At 58.8% G+C, this 17,589-nt stretch carries 11 protein-coding genes; 6 read left to right on the top strand and 5 right to left on the bottom strand.

The genetic code is table 11. The annotated features are described in order from the left end of the window. The first annotated feature begins 28 nt into the window (after positions 1-28). The 6 genes from OU997_RS15825 to OU997_RS15800 are packed head-to-tail and all read left to right on the top strand — an operon-like array spanning position 29 to position 6,844. Positions 29-988, top strand: coding sequence for an AAA family ATPase (locus OU997_RS15825; protein WP_108486099.1), 960 nt, complete (start codon positions 29-31; stop codon positions 986-988). Positions 989-993: 5 nt separating this feature from the next. Beyond that, positions 994-1,935 carry a DUF58 domain-containing protein gene (locus tag OU997_RS15820; protein ID WP_267807451.1) on the top strand — a complete coding sequence of 314 codons (942 nt, stop codon included), beginning with the start codon at positions 994-996 and terminating at the stop codon, positions 1,933-1,935. Further along, positions 1,932-2,426, top strand: a complete 495-nt coding sequence (locus OU997_RS15815) for a DUF4381 domain-containing protein (RefSeq protein WP_108486101.1) — start codon at positions 1,932-1,934, stop codon at positions 2,424-2,426. Before OU997_RS15820 ends, OU997_RS15815 begins: the two co-directional genes overlap by 4 nt. Then, positions 2,419-3,450, top strand: a complete 1,032-nt coding sequence (locus OU997_RS15810; protein ID WP_108486102.1) for a vWA domain-containing protein — start codon at positions 2,419-2,421, stop codon at positions 3,448-3,450. The genes OU997_RS15815 and OU997_RS15810 overlap by 8 nt, the downstream gene beginning before the upstream one ends. Continuing rightward, entirely contained in the window at positions 3,447-5,207 is a 1,761-nt protein-coding gene (locus OU997_RS15805; protein ID WP_267807449.1) for a VWA domain-containing protein, read from the top strand. Before OU997_RS15810 ends, OU997_RS15805 begins: the two co-directional genes overlap by 4 nt. Beyond that, complete coding sequence (locus OU997_RS15800; protein ID WP_267807447.1) at positions 5,204-6,844, top strand: BatD family protein; 1,641 nt, start codon at positions 5,204-5,206, stop codon at positions 6,842-6,844. The genes OU997_RS15805 and OU997_RS15800 overlap by 4 nt, the downstream gene beginning before the upstream one ends. A gap of 303 nt (positions 6,845-7,147) precedes the next feature. On the opposite strand, the gene OU997_RS15795 is transcribed toward OU997_RS15800, so the two are convergent. From OU997_RS15795 to pepN, 5 genes are all read right to left on the bottom strand, one after another. Further along, positions 7,148-9,526, bottom strand: coding sequence for an efflux RND transporter permease subunit (locus tag OU997_RS15795; protein WP_108486104.1), 2,379 nt, complete (start codon positions 9,524-9,526; stop codon positions 7,148-7,150). Positions 9,527-9,545: 19 nt separating this feature from the next. Further along, entirely contained in the window at positions 9,546-10,637 is a 1,092-nt protein-coding gene (locus tag OU997_RS15790; protein ID WP_371920673.1) for a WD40/YVTN/BNR-like repeat-containing protein, read from the bottom strand. 195 nt (positions 10,638-10,832) lie between these two features. Then, entirely contained in the window at positions 10,833-12,203 is a 1,371-nt protein-coding gene (locus tag OU997_RS15785) for a DUF1329 domain-containing protein (protein WP_108486106.1), read from the bottom strand. 64 nt (positions 12,204-12,267) lie between these two features. Then, on the bottom strand, positions 12,268-14,262 hold the full coding sequence (locus OU997_RS15780) for a DUF1302 domain-containing protein (RefSeq protein WP_267807444.1): 1,995 nt from the start codon (positions 14,260-14,262) through the stop codon (positions 12,268-12,270). Positions 14,263-14,891: 629 nt separating this feature from the next. Beyond that, entirely contained in the window at positions 14,892-17,567 is a 2,676-nt protein-coding gene (gene pepN / locus OU997_RS15775) for an aminopeptidase N (RefSeq protein ID WP_267807442.1), read from the bottom strand. Positions 17,568-17,589 lie beyond the last annotated feature (22 nt).

The raw sequence follows: 17,589 nt of genomic DNA, 5'->3' as shown, positions 1-17,589 counted from the left end.
TGGTCACATTTGCCGGATGAGCTTAACGATGGAACACCGTGAAGCGCTTGTCGCGCTGCGACATTTTCTTTCAAGCCAGATCCTCGGCCAGGAAAAACTCATCGAAAGGCTGCTGATTGCCTTGCTTGCCGATGGCCACATGCTGGTCGAAGGCGCACCGGGTCTGGCCAAGACCAAGGCGATCAAGGAGCTGGCCGAAGGTATCGAAGCCGAGTTTCACCGCATTCAGTTCACCCCCGACCTGCTCCCGGCAGATATCACCGGCACCGAAATCTATCGTCCGGAAACGGGTAGCTTCGTGTTCCAGCAGGGGCCGATATTCCACAACCTGGTGCTAGCCGATGAAATCAACCGCGCGCCGGCCAAGGTGCAATCGGCGCTGCTTGAAGCCATGGCTGAGCGCCAGGTCAGTGTCGGCCGTAGCACTTATGAGCTGTCGCCGCTGTTTCTGGTAATGGCCACGCAGAACCCGATCGAGCAGGAAGGCACCTACCCGCTGCCCGAAGCTCAGCTTGATCGTTTTCTGATGCATGTGAAAATCGGTTTTCCTGATGCCGGTGTCGAACGCAAGATCCTCGCGCAGGCCCGTGGCGAAGCGCTGAATGGCGAAACCAAGCCCGAGCAACTGGTCAGCCAGCAGGCAATCTTCGCCGCACGCCAGGAGATTCTCGGCCTGTACATGGCCGACGCAGTGGAGGAATACCTGGTGCAACTGGTAATGGCCTCGCGCACCCCGGCCAAGTTCGACCCTGAGCTGGCCGAGTGGATAGCCTACGGCGCCAGTCCACGCGGCTCGATTGCCCTGGACCGCTGTGCACGGGCACACGCCTGGCTGGCCGGACGCGACTTCGTCAGCCCGGAAGATATCCAGGCCGTGCTGTTCGACGTGCTGCGCCACCGGATCATCTTGTCGTTTGAAGCCGAAGCCGCCGGCATCGATCAGGACCGCGTCATACAGCGTATTCTCGATGTTGTGGCGGTCGCCTGAGCACCATGCACGACCAACCCACGCAGCCCGGCATTCGCGTCAGCCTCGGTGAACTGATCGAGATGCGCCACCGTGTGCGTGAGGTGCAGCTGTTTTCCACCCCGGCGCGGCGCAGCCCGCTGATTGGCCTGCACCACTCCAAACTGCGCGGACGCGGCGTGGACTTCGATCAGGTGCGTGTCTATCAGGCCGGCGATGATGTGCGCACCATCGATTGGCGGGTGACCGCGCGCACCCAGGAGCCACACACCAAGTTGTTCCATGAAGAACGCGAGCGGCCGATCTACATCATGGTCGAGCAGAGCAAGCAGCTATTTTTTGGCTCCGGGCTGATGTTCAAGTCGGTGCTCGCGGCCCATGCTGCCAGCCTGATCGGCTGGGCCGCCCTGGGCCATAACGACCGCATCGGCGGCCTGGTATTTGGCGATCTGGAACACCACGAAATCAAACCACGGCGCAGCAAGCAGAGCCTGCTGCAACTGCTCAGCCGCCTGACCAAAGCCAATCAGGCCCTGAGCAGCGACAGCCAGGGCGGCCGCGACAGCTTTGGCCTGGCCTTGCGTCGCGCCCGCGAGGTACTGCGCCCCGGCAGCCTGGTGGTGATCCTGTGTGATGAACGCACCTTGAGCGACAGCAGCGAACAACAGTTGCTGCTGCTGGCGCGGCACACTGACCTGCTGTTGCTACCCCTGTCAGACCCGCTCGACCATGCCCTGCCGAATGCCGGCCTGCTGCGTTTTACCGAACACGGCGCGCAGCTGGAGCTGGATACCCAGGACGCCGAACTGCGCCAGGCCTACCGTAGCCTGGCCGATGCCCGCCAGGCACGCTGGCAGCGCCTGGCGCAAAAGCTTGGCGTGCCGCTGCTGGCGCTGAATACCCAGAGCGAGATGATCGAGCAGCTGCGCGAGCACCTGAATGCCCAACGGCCGAGGAAGGCCCTGTGAACCCGCTGGACCAACTCGAACCGCTGATCACCCCTGCGCCGATCAGCTGGTGGCCACCGGCGCCGGGCTGGTGGCTGCTCGCGGTTCTAGTGCCGCTGCTGTTATGGGCCGCCTTCAAACTGCTTAAACGCCTGCCACGCAAAGCTGCCGAGCGGTCGAGCGAAGCGCCGCTTGACCCGTTGCGCCAGGCTGCGTTGAACGAACTCGAACGCCTCAGCAAACCCTATGACGGCATCGACGCCGGCCCCTGGCTGCAGCAACTCAATGCCATCCTCAAACGTCTGTGCCGCGAGCGCTACCCACAAAGCAACAGCCACACCCTGAGCAGCCGCGCCTGGCTGGCCTTTCTCGACAGCCGTTGCCCTGCCGCCGGCCTGACCCGCTGGATGATCCTGGTGGAGGGCGCCTATCGCCCGCGCTGCAGCCTGGATGACAAGGCTATCACCGGCCTCAACCAGGCGGTGTCAATCTGGATTCGCAAACATGTTTGAGTTTGCCTGGCCCTGGGTCTTCCTGATCGCCCCCCTGCCCTGGCTGCTGCGCCGCTGGCTGCCGCCTGCGGACAGCGGCGAAGCGGCGCTGAAAATCAGCTTTCTGGCAGAACTCGAAGGCTTGAGCGGTCGCCGCGCCCGCGTGCGACTGCCAGCCTTGCAACAACAGGCGCCGTTTGCGCTGATCTGGCTGTTACTGCTGCTCGCCAGTGCGCGTCCGCAATGGCTGGGTGAGCCGCTGCCGTTGCCCGCCAGCGGCCGCGACCTGCTGCTGGCGGTGGATGTATCCGGCTCCATGGATTACGCCGATATGCTCTGGGAAGAGCAGGAAGTCAGCCGCCTGACCTTGGTCAAGCACCTGCTCGGCGACTTTATCGACGGCCGCCAGGGTGACCGGGTCGGCCTGATCCTGTTCGGCAGCCGCGCCTACCTGCAGTCGCCACTGACCTTCGACCGACAGACCGTGCACACCTGGCTGGATGAGGCGCAAAAAAACATCGCCGGACCACAGACCGCCATCGGTGACGCCATTGGTCTGGCAGTCAAACGCCTGCGTGAACGCCCGGCGCAGAGCCGCGTGCTGGTACTGGTCACCGATGGTGCCAACAATGGTGGCGAAATCGATCCCTTGACCGCCGCCCGCCTGGCCGCTGAGGAAGGCATCACCATTTACCCGATCGGCATCGGTGCCGATCCTGAGCAAGGTGGCGTGCTCGGCATGCTTGGCTTTAATCCCGGCATCGATCTGGACGAACCGAGCCTGCGGGCGATTGCCGAGGCCACAGGCGGCGAATACTTCCGCGCCCGCGACAGCGAAGAGCTGCAAGCCATCGAAACCACCCTCGACCGTCTCGAACCGGTGGCGCAGAAGCCGACCCTGGCACGGCCCACCTTGCCGCTCTATCCCTGGCCGCTGGGTCTAGCCTTACTGTTCAGCCTGCTGCTGGTCGGTAAGACACTCTGGCCGAGCCTGCCGCTACGCTGGCGCACTCAGCTGACACGGCTGCGGAGGACACAGTCATGAGCGAACTGATCAGCCTCTGGCCGCACTGGCAGCGCCCCTTCTGGCTGCTGCTGATGCCGCTGCTGGGCTTTCTGCTCTGGCAGCTCTGGCACCGGGAAAAGCGCAGCGGCCGCTGGCAAGCCCTGCTGCCGACCGCCTTCCAGGCCGCACTGCTGACGACCACCGGTGGGCGCAACAGTCGTCTGCCCTGGTTGGCCCTCGGCCTGGCGTGGCTGCTGGCACTGTTGGCGCTACTTGGCCCCAGCTGGCAACGCATCGAGCAGCAGAACCCCAAGCCAGCCGACCCGCTGGTGGTAATGCTCGAACTGACACCCGAGATACTCGCCAGCGATGCCTCGCCCAATCGCCTGGCCCAGGCCAAGCGCAAACTGCTCGATTTGCTGGAGGCACGCCAGGATGCGCAAACCGCCATCGTCGTGTATGCCGGCAGCGCGCATACCCTGGTGCCGCTGTCCGACGACCTGGCCACCAGCCGCAATCTGCTCGATGTGCTGAGTCCAGAGATCATGCCGGAGCCTGGCAAGCGTGCCGACCTGGCGGTGGCCAAAGCCCTGCAACTGCTCGAACAGGGCGCCCAGGGCAATGGCCGCCTGCTGCTGCTGACCAGTAGCCTCGATGAAACCCAGCGCCAGGCGATCAGCCAGGCCCTCGGCCGCCGCGGCGAGCGCCTGCACATTCTCGGCATTGGCAGCACCCAGGGCGCACCGATCATTCGGGAGGACGGCTCGTTTCTCAAGGATGCCCAGGGCACCATCCTGCTACCGCGCCTGGACAGCAACGGCCTCAAGCGTTTTGCCAGTGAGCTGGGCGGCCTGTATCAGGCTGTGACGCTGGATGAACGCGATCTGCGCAACCTGGGCCTACTGGATGCCCCACAACAGCTGCGCCGCGACGGCGAGCTGACCCAGCTGCAAGCCTGGGCTGACCAGAGCCACTGGTTGCTCTTGCCGCTGTTGTTACTGGCCGCCTGCGCCGCACGCCGCGGCTGGCTGCTGTGCATGCCGCTGTTGCTGCTGAGCCTGCCGCAGAACAGCTACGCCTTCAGCTTCGACGACCTCTGGCTACGTGCCGATCAGCAAGGCCAGCGCCTGCTGGAGGCGCAGCAACCGGCGGCTGCCGCGCAGCGTTTCAATGATCCGCGCTGGCAAGGCCAGGCGCTCTACCAGGCCGGGGATTACGCCGCAGCCGCCGAACGCTTTGCCAATGGCGAAAGCGCCAGCGACCACTACAACCGTGGCAACGCCCTGGCGCGCAGCAATGAACTGGAAGCCGCCCTAGACGCCTACACCCAGGCGCTGGAACTGCAACCCGACTTGGCTCAGGCGCAAAAGAACAAAGCCCTGGTCGAAGAACTGCTGCGCCAGAACCAGCAGCAACAGCAACAGCAGAATCAAAGCGACAACGCACAAGAACCCGACGAGCAGCAGCATCAGCCCAGCAGCCAGCCGCAGGCAGGCCAGTCCGATCCAGACGCCCAGCAGCAGGCCGAACAATCGCCGGGCAAGCCGTCAGAGCCAAAGGATAAGGGCGAAAAACCCGCACAACCCGGCACCGACGAAGACACGGAGACACCGCCGTCGCAACCAGAAGACGACAACACCAGTGAAGAACAGATCGCCAGTGCCGAACCGAGCCTCGACGGCGAGCGGCGTCAGGCATTGGAACAATGGCTGCGGCAGATCCCCGATGATCCGGGCGAGCTGCTGCGGCGTAAATTCAGGCTGGAACAACAACAGCGCCAGGAACAACTGCAATGAGCCGACTGCTCTGTACCCTTCTGCTTGGCCTGCTGGCCCTGAATGTCAGCGCGCAAAGCCTCACCGCCAGTGTCGACCGCACCCGCCTGAATGCCGGCGAAAGCGTTGAGCTGACCCTGGAATCGGATGACGCCACGCTGTTCGGCAAACCTGATCTGCAGCCGCTCAATGAACTGTTTGACGTGCTCGGCACGCGCCAGGTCAATCGCCTGACCAGCGGCAGCAATGGCGCCCAGGCCAGCACGCGCTGGATCGTCACCCTGCAACCCAAACACAGCGGTTACGTGGTGATACCGCCGCTGAGCCTTGGCCAGCTGCAAAGCGCCCCCATCACGCTGCATGTACAACAAGCCACCAATGCCGATGACAGCCGCCTGGCGCCGGTATTTATCGACGCCAGCCTGGATCAGGAAAGCGTCTACGTGCAGGCGCAAACCGTGCTGACACTGCGCATCTACCATTCCGTCTCGCTTTACGACGACAGCAGCTTGACCCAACTGAACATGCCCCTGGCACGCGTTGAAGCCCTTGGTGAACCACGCACCTATGAGAAAGACATCAACGGTGTGCGCCATGGCGTGATCGAGCTGCGTTACGCGATCTTCCCCCAGGAAAGTGGCGACCTGCTGATCCCCTCGCAGGCCTTTACCGCCACTGCGGTTGATCGCTCCGCCAGCAATGCCTACAACCCGTTCGGCCCGCGCCCGGGCAAGGTGGTGCGAGTCCGCTCGCCGGAAATCCCGCTGATGGTAAAAGCCAAGCCGGCCAGCTACCCGGCCGACGCGCCCTGGCTGCCAGCACGCGCACTTAGTCTGAGTGAAGTCTGGAGCCCACAGCCGGAAACTGCACGCGTCGGCGATTCGCTGACGCGCAGCCTGCTGCTCAAGGTCGAAGGCCTGGCCAGCGCGCAATTACCGCCCTTGCCAGCCACCCAGGTTGCCGGCCTGCGCCGCTACCCCGATCAACCCCAATTAACCAACCAGGCCAGCGAAAACGGCCTGGTGGCCAGCCGTGAAGAGCGTGAAGCACTGGTGACCAACCGTGAAGGCGAAATCACCCTGCCGGTAATCGAAGTGCTGTGGTGGAACACCACGACCGATCAACTCGAACGCAGCAGCCTGCCCGCACGCAAGCTGCAAGTGGCTGCCAACCCGAATCTGGAAACCCTGCCGATTGAGGCAGCGCGCTCCACAGTCAACGAGGTGGACAACGTACACCTCTGGCCTTGGCAATTCAGCACTGCGCTACTGAGCCTTACCACCCTGCTCGGTTTTACCCTGTGGTGGCGCGCGCGACGTCAGCCCCCGGTTTTACCTAGCCAGCAAACTGGCCCCAGCCAACGCAACCTGCTGGATGACCTCAAACGCAGCTGTATGGCCAACGACTCGCAAGCTACTCGGCACGCACTCGACGCCTGGGCCCGCCAGCAGCCGGAAACCCTCGCGGATATGGCCGCGCGCTTTACTCCGCTGTCCGACGCCCTCGATGGCCTGAATGGCGCGCTGTACAGCGAGAGTGGCCAGCACTGGCAGGGCCGTAATCTGTGGCTGGCGATTCGCAGCCTGCCTGCCATAGAAGACCTCGAAAGCAGCACCAACCCGGATACCAGTGCCCTGCCGCCACTGTATCCACGCTAAAAACAGCACCCAATCCTAAAGGTACTTAGGGCGCTCGTGCGACGCGGCTGTGCAGCCTACATACAGCCCATGCGGCCTATCGACTCCAGGCAATAGCGGACGGCTCCTTGGCCAGGCCGCCGCCAGCAGGCGACGCGGCAGAGCCAATCACATCCGCACACCTACTTAATCAGCAGCGCTGTTCTCCCTCAAGCCCAGGCAACAGCCCATGGCGAAAACAGAAAGCCCTCGGGAATCGCTTCACCGAGGGCTTCTGTTGAGTCATGGCCCAAGTGCCTAGGGCACCCGGAGCATCGCCTGCGCTTAGTGCGCCAGCAGCGAACCGCCCGTCTTGCCAACCAGTTTCTCTGGTTTGATCAGGAAACGTGCCAGTGCCGGCAGTAGCAGCAAAGCACCGAACATGTTGACGATAAACATGAAGGTCAGCATCAGGCCCATGTCGGCCTGGAACTTGATAGCCGAGAAGATCCAGGTCGCTACGCCAATCGCCAGGCACAGACCGGTGAACAGTACCGCCTTACCGGTGGACTTGAGCGTCTGATAGTAGGCCTCTTGCAACGGCAGACCAGCGCGCAGGAAGCTTTCCAGGCGGCTGTAGATGTAGATGCCGTAATCCACACCGATACCGACACCGAGCGCGATAACCGGCAACGTGGCAACCTTCATGCCGATGCCCAGGAACGCCATCAGCGCGTTACCCAGAATCGAGGTCAGGATCAGCGGCAACACAATGCAGATGGTTGCCGGTACAGAGCGGAAAGTGATCATGCACATCACCGCCACCCAGATATACACCAGCACCAGAATGGTCAGCTCAGAGGTGGAAATCACTTCGTTGGTAGCCGCCTCGATACCTGCGTTACCAGCGGCCAGGCGGAACTCCAGATCATCCTGGTTATTCACCTTGGCGAACTCCTGCACCGCACCCACCGCACGCTTGAGCGTCTCGGCCTTGTGGTCCTCGAGGAACACCAGCACCGGCGCGACCGAGCAATCTGCGTTGTACAGGCCGTCAGCACGGGCAATCGAGTTGTTCAACACGTCCTGGTTGCGCGACAGGGTTTCCCACTTCAGGTTGCCTTCGTTCATCCCCTTGATCATCTGGCGCGACACCGTGACCATGGAAACCGCTGACTGCACGCCTTTGGTGTTTTCCATCTTCCACATCAGCTCATCCATGGCCGACAGCGTCTTGAAGGCCGAACAGCCTTCAGGTGCCGCCTTGACCATGACAACCAGTACATCCGAACTGGTCGAATAGTTCTTGATGATGAAGTCATTGTCCTGGTTGTAGCGCGAGTCCGGACGCAGTTCAGGCGCACCCTGATCCAAGTCACCGACCTGCAGGTTGGCCTTCTGGTAGAAGAAGCAGCTGACGCCACCCACCAGCGCCAACACAACCATGAACGGCGCAACATTGGGGTGAGCAACGTTGGACAGCAGACGCCACATTGGCTTCTCGGCCGATTCATCTTTCCTGCTGCGTTCGATGGCCTTTTTGCTGATGCCCAGGTAGGAAATTGCCACCGGCAGCAGAATCAGGTTGGTGAAAACGATAACCGCCACACCGATCGACGCACCGATAGCCAACTCGTGGATCACACCAATGTCGATGATCAACAGGGTGATAAAGCCCACGGCGTCAGCCAGAATTGCGATCATCCCCGGCAGGAACAGCTGCCGGAAAGTACGCCGTGCTGCCATCAGGGAGTTTTCAGCACCGCTGGATTGCAGGGCAATACCGTTGATCTTCTGCACGCCATGGGAAATACCAATGGCGAAAATCAGGAACGGCACCAGCATCGAGTAAGGGTCGAGGCCGAAGCCAACCAGGTTCATCAGCCCCAGCTGCCAGCCCACAGCCACCAGTGTGGTAACCAACACGCCGACGGTACTGCGGATACACCAGCTGAACCAGTACAGCAGGACAAAGGTGATCAGCAGCGCGATGGCAAAGAAGCCCACGACCATCACCAGACCATCAATCAGATCCCCCACCTTCTTGGCAAAGCCGATGATATGGATCTGCACATTGGGGTTCTGCGCCTGGTACTTCTCGCGAATCTTCTCTTCCAGCTGGTGGGAGAATTTCTGGTAGTCCAGCTTGATCAGCTTGCCTTGGTCGTTCGGGTCCGGGTAGGACTCCAGCAGCGGCACATCGACGATGCTGGACTTGAAGTTGTTCGCCACCAGACGGCCAACCTGACCGGACTTGAGTACGTTGCTGCGCAACTCTTCAAGGCTTTCCGGGCTGCCATCATAGGTTTGCGGAATCACTTCGCCGCCGGCAAAACCTTCCTCGGTTACTTCGGTCCAGCGCACGCTCGGCGTCCACAGGGACTTCAGGCCAGAACGATCGACACCTGGAATATAGAACGCCTCGTCGTTGATCTGACGCAGGGTCTCCATGTATTCCTTGGTGAAGATGTCGCCATCTTTGGCTTCCACCGAAATACGCACCGTGTTGCCCAGGTTGGCCAGGTCATTACGGTGTTCCATCATGTTCTGAATGAACGGATGGCTCAGCGGGATCATTTTTTCGAAGCTGGTCGAAGGACGGATTTGCGTCGCCTGGTAGAACAGGAAAATGCTTACCAGCAAGCAGATCAAAATCACTGCCGGCCGGTTATTGAAAATCAGGCGTTCAAGAAAGCTCGCCTTGTCCTGGTGATGGTTACTCATCAAACGCTACCCCAGCTTATTATTGTTGGCCAAGACTGGCATCAGTCGACGCGGAAACATGTACGCCACCCTGCCCGACGAGGATCAGACGGCCATTGTTATCCATGGCCACGCCAGCCAAAGACAAACGATCCGGGCGATTCAGCACGCTGAAACTGCGCCCCTTGTCGATGCTGCGCAGCACACTGCCGCCGTGGCCGACAATCATGATGCTGCCATCTTTGAAGACGCTGCCATTGGCCAGGCCAAACTCCAGCTCTCCCTTGTTCGCGCCCTTGAGCGAAATACGCTCCCAGGTGTTGCCGAAGTCAGCCGAGCGAAACAGGTGACCACGCAAGCCATACACCATCAGCGCGTTTGGTTCGCCGACACCCAAGGCGCCGAACAGCGAACCCTCATAAGGGCTTTCCAGCTGTTCCCAGGTTTGCCCCCAATCCGGCGAACGGAACATCACGCCCTGTTCACCGACGATGATCAGACCGGAATCCTTCACTTCGACAATGGCATTGAGGTGATAGGCGTCCTCGTTGTCCATGCGATCGCTGACATCGTCCCAGGTCGCACCACCATCGGTGGTTGCCAGCAAGGCGCCATAGGCCCCCACCGCAAAACCGTTGTTGCGGTCCTTGAACCAGACATCCAGCAATGGTGCTTCGCGTTCGAGGTCTTCGAACTGCTTCACCCAGGTGCTGCCACCATCACTGCTGGCAAGAATCTGGGCGTCATGACCGACAGCCCAACCGTGGCTATCGTCGATAAAGAAAACGGCCGTCAACATCTGCTTGGATGGCACGCTGGCCTGAGTCCAGCTATCGCCATTGTCATCGGAGTACAGGATATGGCCACGGTCGCCTACGGCAACCAGGCGCTTACCGACACTGGCAACATCAAGCAGCAAGCTGTGCTGCGCCTTGGCGGAGACTACCGACTGAACTTCGGTTTTGGCAGTTTCGGCTTGCACGTGCACAGGCGCACTGGCGAGCATCAGTATGGACAGCACACTGCACAGCGAAAGCGCTTTAGTCAGTGGCGAGTGAACGCGGAACGCCGGCGTGCAGGACGACCCCACAACATGACCGGCCTGGGTGCGCCGCATAATGGGCTCACTCATATACCTTCCCCCTTATTCTTATAGGTAGCACTACCCTAATAGCAGTCCACCTATCCTACTGAGCTTTCAAAAGGCCTGACAATCGGTGCGACGTTATGTTTTGTTAAACCAGACCGTCTACCCTGCCCTGTCCGACCCACAAATAGCAAAGGGCCGCTACAACAGTAGCGGCCCCTTGTTCAACCTACACGCGAATTAGCGCGTGCCGCGACGGCGCAGAGCAGCTGGTTTGAAGTAACCATCGTCCGGAACCGGCTGACTGAAGTCGATCGTGCTCGGCTCTTCGTTGTCCAGGTTCTGTACGTGGTAACGACGGGCCTGCAGATCGTGGAAGGTATCCAGCGCAGACCAGGTGGTCGGCAGGTCGTAGTAGTTTTTCAGGTAGGCAATCGATACGCGCCACAGCTCGCCGCGACCGTCGTACTGATCAACCACTGCTGCTTGCCAGCTGTCCTCGTCGAGGAACAGGGTACGCTTGGAGTAGATGTGGCGAGCGCCGGATTTCAGCGTGCCCTCAACGACCCATACGCGGTGCAGTTCGTTGCGGGTCACAGCCGGGTTCAAGTGACCGACCTGCAGCAGGTCCTTGTACTTGACGTCCGGGCTGGTGACTTTGTAGCTGTTGTAAGGAATATAGATTTCCTTCTTACCGATCAGCTTCCAGTCATAACGATCAGGCGAGCCGTTGATCATGTCGGTGTCGTCTGCAGTGCGCAGACCGTCAGCGGCAGCAATCGGGGTGTCATAGGCCAGGTTCGGCGCGCGGCGTACACGACGCTGACCGGCGTTATAACCCCAAGCCTGACGCGGCTCTTTCACCTGATCCAGCGTCTCGTGCACCAGTACCGCACCACCAGCCAGACGCGCAGGGCTCTTGGTGAAGGACAGGTAGTAGAACATGATGTTGTTCAGGTCGGCTGCAGTCCCTTTCGGGTTGTAGAACTTGAACATGGCTTCCTGCTGCGAGGTCACCAGGGAGTAGCTGCCGTTACGCTGCACGGCCACTTCCGAAGCGCGACGCACAATGTAGGTACCGCGGTAGCGTGCGATGTGGTTCCACAGCGCTTCTACACCATTTTGCGGAATCGGGAACGGAATGCCGCCATAGGCATCAGCAAAACCGTTACCGCCGTCCAGCAACTTGGCCGTGGTGGCATTCTTGACGGTGTTGTCATACACCCACTGCGGCGCAGAACCGGAACGACGGGTCTGATAGACCGGCATCTGGTAGCTGTTCGGGTAGGTGTTGAACATGGCAATCTGACCCGGGGTCAGGTTGGCCTTGTACTGATCCAGGTTGGCTTTGGTGATGGTGAACAGCGGCTTGTCATCAGCAAACGGATCGACGTGGTGCTGGCCTGGCGTCTTGTAAGCCGCCGGCGCCTTGGTGATGCCACCGGTCCACTCCGGGATGGTGCCTGCAGCGTTACCGGCTTTCTCGGCACCGAATGGGGTGAGGCTTGCGCCCAACTTGGCGGCTTCTGTGGGCGAAACTGCAGCCAGCGCGCTGCCAGCGGACAGCGCCAGCGCAATGGCGGCACCAATCAGCGTGTGCTTTTTCAGCATCTTGATTCTCCGTGATAAGACATCAACCGAGCGCCCGCGAGCGCTCGGTATTTTCTAGTTATGTTTAGAAGGAATACTTGACGTTCAAGCCGACGTTGTCACGGTCACGGCCCGAGTTGCTCTGGCCTGCACCCATAAACTCGGTGTATTGAATTTCAGCTTCCAGGCTGTTCAGGTAGCTGGCGCGAAGACCTACGGTGTAAGCCTTGCGGTCTTCAATAAAGTTACCGGTTTGGTGCGAGTTACCCTGGAAGTCGTGCTTAAAGACAGTGAACGGCGACAGGTTTACGCCAGCGTAAACATCGTTCCAAGTACCGGACAGTACCAGCGTGTAGCCGTAAGCATCACTAGACGCACAATCCTGCTTAGCCATAGCCTCATCGGTCGAATAAGAGGTGTTAGCACGACCGGCGATACAACGAGTGTAAGTTTGTGGAGCAAACGGGTTTGCTGAGGAACGCACACCGGTGTATTTCAAACTGTCGCCACGCAAATGCTCGGAAGCAAGCTCTGCAACACCGAACAGCGAATCAAAGCTAAGGACGTTGCCAAAATTATGAATTGCACCGAGTGAAAGATTGAAAGACTCAACGCGGCGATAGTTACTTACAGAACCATCACGCGAAATTTGCTCACCTGAAATAATAGCTGTACCACTACCCGGAATAAGGCCAGAGTTATTCGCTAGCTTAGCGCCTTGGATTACAAGATCACCCAAAAGATCGTTAGTAGCCGCAATACCGACTGGCAGATTAGGCCGATATGCCACCTCACCGAAAACTGAGGTTTCATTGAGGGTTGTATTGAAGCTTAAGCCATACATACGAATATCTTCAGCATACTCGCGCTTTGCCTGAGTAGCACCAAGAATATCTACAGTGGCAAAACCAACGGCATTATTTAAACCACCAACAGCAGTAGCCAAACTATTAACATTGACACCTTTATAGCCATTCAAATCAGCATAAATCGTCGGCTCTTTGGCGTGATAATTAACCAAATAAGCACCAAATTCCGTGGAATTCAGCTCCTCAGCAATATATTTGAAAGACAGGCCATATTGACCATCATTCTTGGCATTCAAATCACTACTAACATCAGCAACTTTTAGAATATTGCCGAATGAAGTGTTCACGCCATTCTGATAGAGACCCGCTGCGCGAGCACCAGCAAGAGCAGGCCCACCAAAAGCACCGGCAGCCAAATTGTTATACCCTGCTATAGCAGCACGTATGGGCGCCACACTCGAAAAGTCGTTGTACGCAGTATTACCACCCTCACCAAACAAGTCAGTCTCAGAGAAATAAGTACCAACCGGATCAATCGCCGACTCTTTCCAGTTGAACTGGTAGAACGCATCCATGGAAATATTGTCAGTCAGGCCGACGCTAAAGCTCAGCGCTTCAACCGGCACCAGCACTTCTTTAACTTCTGCGCCAGGCAGACGGAACTTGCCGGCATCAACCGGGTTGGTGGTGTTTACACCACCGCGGTAGAACAGGCCTTCACCCCAGTTGAATACCTGCTTACCAAAGCGCACACCGACCGGCATGTCGGCGATATCCCAGTTACCGTAAACATAGGCGTCAAGGATTTCAGCGTTACGACCGGCCGAGTGGCGCGTGCCACGGGTGAAGCTGTCATCTTTCGGCACGTTCTGGCTTGGCTGATAGGCCAGACTGGTGTCGTAGTAGTCGTTGCGCTTATCCATGATCTGGGTGTCATAGAACGCAGTACCGCGCACAAAAGCGCCGTAGTTCTGATAAGTCACTTCCAGATCAGAAGTCACCTTGAATACTTCAGAAACCAGGCCGGTGTTGAAGTTACGGTTACCGTCGTTGGTGTTGATATCGTTGTTGGTCTTGTCCTGACCCTGTACGCGCCAAAGTTGGCCGTAGGACACGGTGGTGTCGATGGAGCCGCTGATTTCATCGTCGGCAAAACTGAATTCCACAGCTTGGGCATGCGCCGCAACCAGCAGGGGCAGAAGGCCGACAAAAGCAAAACCTGCCTTGGCAGGTGCGAAACGCAATACGGGCTTACGGGACTTAATTTCCATCGAAACGTTACTCCGTGGACAGATCATCTTTTTTGTACCCCAAACACTGGGGCACGCTATGGCCATACTGATGACGGCCTTAAATGTTGATTGGAAGGCAATCCCCCAACGCGTTGAAACGCTCCTCACGATTGGCATAACACCAAAGCAAGGTCAAAATCAGATTAACACCTGCAACCATAGTGCCAATTCAAACGAACGTATAAAAAAGTGCTGCTTACCTGAAGACCAACCAGACATCCATCTTGTGACTGATCATTCAGTAACCAGATAGCCGCTGCCTTGGCAAATTTTTCCTTTTTTGTCCTACCATCTGGCGCGATCAGTCGCCCCAGTGCCTTTTTGTACAAGCATGAGTTTCAAACAAATCGGCTGAGGTCAAGCCAAGCAGGCCACTCTAAATTGCGCAAACTTTACTTACACTTAGCCAGGTAACACCAAAAGTGTTACCCAACAAATGCAGGTAACACTTTTCAACGAAGAAAAGAGCCCAATCAAGAACCTGTAGTCCTTCGCACTGCATAGCGTTTCGCAGTATCGGTCTTTAGTGCTAGCGAAACTGTTCAGAAAACCAACAGCGTCAATACCAAGGCTGCTAACTACGCATCCATACTGTTACTGCACAACCATCAGCCCGCCAGACTCTTACTGACCACTTCATATACATCACTGGACAGCTCCCCCGAATCAAGAATGCGCTGCAGCTCAGCTTTCATTTGAGCCTGACGGGCACTGCCGTATTTGGCCCAGCGAGTCAGCGGCGCCAGCAAGCGTGACGCAATCTGCGGGTTGAGGGCATTCAAGGTAATCACCTGTTCGGCCAGGAAGCGGTAGCCACTGCCATCAGCCTGGTGGAAACCCAGCAGGTTCTGCCCGGCAAACGCACCGATCAGTGAACGAACCTTATTCGGATTCTTCAAGGTAAACGCCGGATGCTGCATCAGTTGTTCAACACGCTGCAGCGCACCCGGCAAGGCGCAGGCGGCTTGCACACTGAACCACTGATCCATAACCAGCGGGTTGTCCTTGAAGAAATCGGCAAAGCTGGCCAGGGCAGTGGTCTTTTCGGCCTCGAACGGCGAATTGACCAGCACCGCCAACGCAGTCAAACGTTCGGTCATATTGTCGGCATTCTCGAACTGCTCCAGGCAGGCCGCCAGCACTTCGGCTTTGTTGCTAAGCATCAAGTAGGACAAGGCAATGTTCTGCAGGCTGCGCCGGGCAAAATGCTCGGCCTCTGCCACATAGACACTGGCGCGGGACACCTCGCGGTTACGTTGATAGCGCTGCCACAGCAAATCGAACAGCGCGTCCGACAGTTGCTTGCGGGCAAACTCACGGGCCGCGTGGATCGCTTCAACATCGGCCACAGCACTGATTTCTGTCAGGTAGGCTTCACCGGGCAGCGAAAGCATCTCGGCGACCATGGCCTGATCCAGCGAGTCATCAGCCAACAACGTGCGGTAGGCCTCAACCAGACGCTGATCGAGCACAAGCGGTTCACCACGCTGATGCTGACCAATCAACGCCTGCAGCACCTGCACCGACAGTTGTTGCCCCGCTTCCCAGCGGTTGAAGCCGTCGCTGTCGTGCTGCATCAAGAACATCAACTGATCACGGCTGTAGGGGAAGCTCAGTTTGATCGGTGCCGAGAACCCGCGCAGCAAGGACGGCAGCGGCTTTTCCGCCAGATTGACGAAGGTGAATGCCTGCTCCGTCTCGGTTATCTGCAGCACACGGGAAGTGCCAACTGCGGCGTCTTCACTGACCAATTGCAGCGGCAGCTCACGCCCCTGAGCATTGAGCAAGGCCAGTTCGACCGGGATGACAAACGGCTGCTTATCTGCCTGCCCTGGCGTGGCCGGGCAGCTTTGGCGAAAGTGCAGGCGATAGCTGTTGGCAGCAGCGTCGTAGCTTTCACTGACCTCAAGGCGCGGCGTACCGGCCTGGCTGTACCAGCGCTTGAACTGACTCAGGTCGATGCCATTGGCCTCTTCCATCGCGCGGATAAAATCGTCGCACGTCACAGCCTGACCGTCGTGGCGTGCGAAGTACAGGTCGCTGCCTTTGCGGAAGCCCTCGGCACCGACCAGGGTGCGGATCATGCGCACCACTTCCGAGCCCTTCTCGTACACCGTCAGGGTGTAGAAGTTGGAAATTTCCATAAAGGCATCCGGGCGCACGGAATGGGCCATGGGGCCAGCATCTTCGGCGAACTGGTGCGTACGCAGATAAGCCACGTCTTCAATGCGTTTGACCGTGCGCGAGTGCATATCGGCGCTGAACTCGGCATCGCGGAACACGGTAAAACCTTCTTTGAGCGACAACTGGAACCAGTCGCGGCAGGTCACACGGTTGCCCGACCAGTTGTGGAAATACTCGTGGGCCACAACCGCTTCAACGCGCTGGTGGGCGGCGTCTGTAGCCGTTTCAGCCTTGGCCAGCACACAGCTGGAGTTGAAGATATTCAGGCCCTTGTTTTCCATGGCGCCCATGTTGAAGTCGTTGACTGCAACGATCATGAAGATGTCCAGGTCGTACTCACGGCCATACACCTCTTCATCCCACTTCATGGATTTCTTCAGGCTGTCCATGGCGTGCTGGCACTTGTCGATGTTTTCCGGCTCGACATAGATGCGCAGCGCCACATCGCGCTTGCTCATGGTGGTAAAGCTGTCTTCCACACACCAGAGATCGCCGGCAACCAGGGCAAACAGGTAGGCCGGTTTCATGAAGGGGTCTTCCCAGGTCGCCCAATGCCGACCGCCTTCTTCACTGCCGCTGGCAATCGGGTTGCCGTTGGACAGCAGCACCGGGTAGTCGTGCTGCACCGCGCTCAGGGTGGTGGTGAACTTGCTCATCACATCCGGGCGGTCGAGGTAATAAGTGATCTTGCGAAAGCCCTCGGCCTCGCACTGGGTGCAGAACATGCCGCTGGACTTGTACAACCCTTCCAGCGCGGTGTTGCTTTCCGGGTGGATGCGCACGCTGCTGTCAATCACAAAGCTGGTCGCTGTTGGCTGCAACGTCAGATGACTGTCGCTCAACTGGTAATCACCAGCACTCAGCTCGCGGTCGTCGAGCGCCAGACTGAGCAGCTCAAGCTGCTGACCGTCCAGCACCAACGGCGGCATGCGGGCGTCCGACAGACCGCTGCCCGCCGCCGGGTTGCGGCGCATCACCAGTTGCGCATGCACCAGAGTGTGATCCTCGAACAACTCGAAGGTCAGGTGCGTTTCATCAATCAGATAATCCGGGGCCTGGTAGTCCTTGAGGTAGATCATCTTCGGCTGTTCGGTGCGCATGGCTTGTGGCCCTTTGTCTGCG

The organism is Pseudomonas sp. SL4(2022) (assembly GCF_026625725.1).
Taxonomy (GTDB): Bacteria; Pseudomonadota; Gammaproteobacteria; order Pseudomonadales; family Pseudomonadaceae; genus Aquipseudomonas.
The sequence above is the reverse complement of the archived record's forward strand: the minus strand, read 5'-3'. Positions and strand labels throughout refer to the sequence as shown.

What these genes read in the sequence shown, in the direction of transcription:
- OU997_RS15780 (WP_267807444.1), bottom strand. Translation starts at nt 14,262, where the DNA reads ATGGAAATTAAGTCCCGTAAGCCCGTATTGCGTTTCGCACCTGCCAAG.
- pepN (WP_267807442.1), bottom strand. Translation starts at nt 17,567, where the DNA reads ATGCGCACCGAACAGCCGAAGATGATCTACCTCAAGGACTACCAGGCC.
- OU997_RS15810 (WP_108486102.1), top strand. Translation starts at nt 2,419, where the DNA reads ATGTTTGAGTTTGCCTGGCCCTGGGTCTTCCTGATCGCCCCCCTGCCC.
- OU997_RS15785 (WP_108486106.1), bottom strand. Translation starts at nt 12,203, where the DNA reads ATGCTGAAAAAGCACACGCTGATTGGTGCCGCCATTGCGCTGGCGCTG.
- OU997_RS15820 (WP_267807451.1), top strand. Translation starts at nt 994, where the DNA reads ATGCACGACCAACCCACGCAGCCCGGCATTCGCGTCAGCCTCGGTGAA.
- OU997_RS15800 (WP_267807447.1), top strand. Translation starts at nt 5,204, where the DNA reads ATGAGCCGACTGCTCTGTACCCTTCTGCTTGGCCTGCTGGCCCTGAAT.
- OU997_RS15795 (WP_108486104.1), bottom strand. Translation starts at nt 9,526, where the DNA reads ATGAGTAACCATCACCAGGACAAGGCGAGCTTTCTTGAACGCCTGATT.
- OU997_RS15790 (WP_371920673.1), bottom strand. Translation starts at nt 10,637, where the DNA reads ATGAGTGAGCCCATTATGCGGCGCACCCAGGCCGGTCATGTTGTGGGG.
- OU997_RS15805 (WP_267807449.1), top strand. Translation starts at nt 3,447, where the DNA reads ATGAGCGAACTGATCAGCCTCTGGCCGCACTGGCAGCGCCCCTTCTGG.
- OU997_RS15825 (WP_108486099.1), top strand. Translation starts at nt 29, where the DNA reads ATGGAACACCGTGAAGCGCTTGTCGCGCTGCGACATTTTCTTTCAAGC.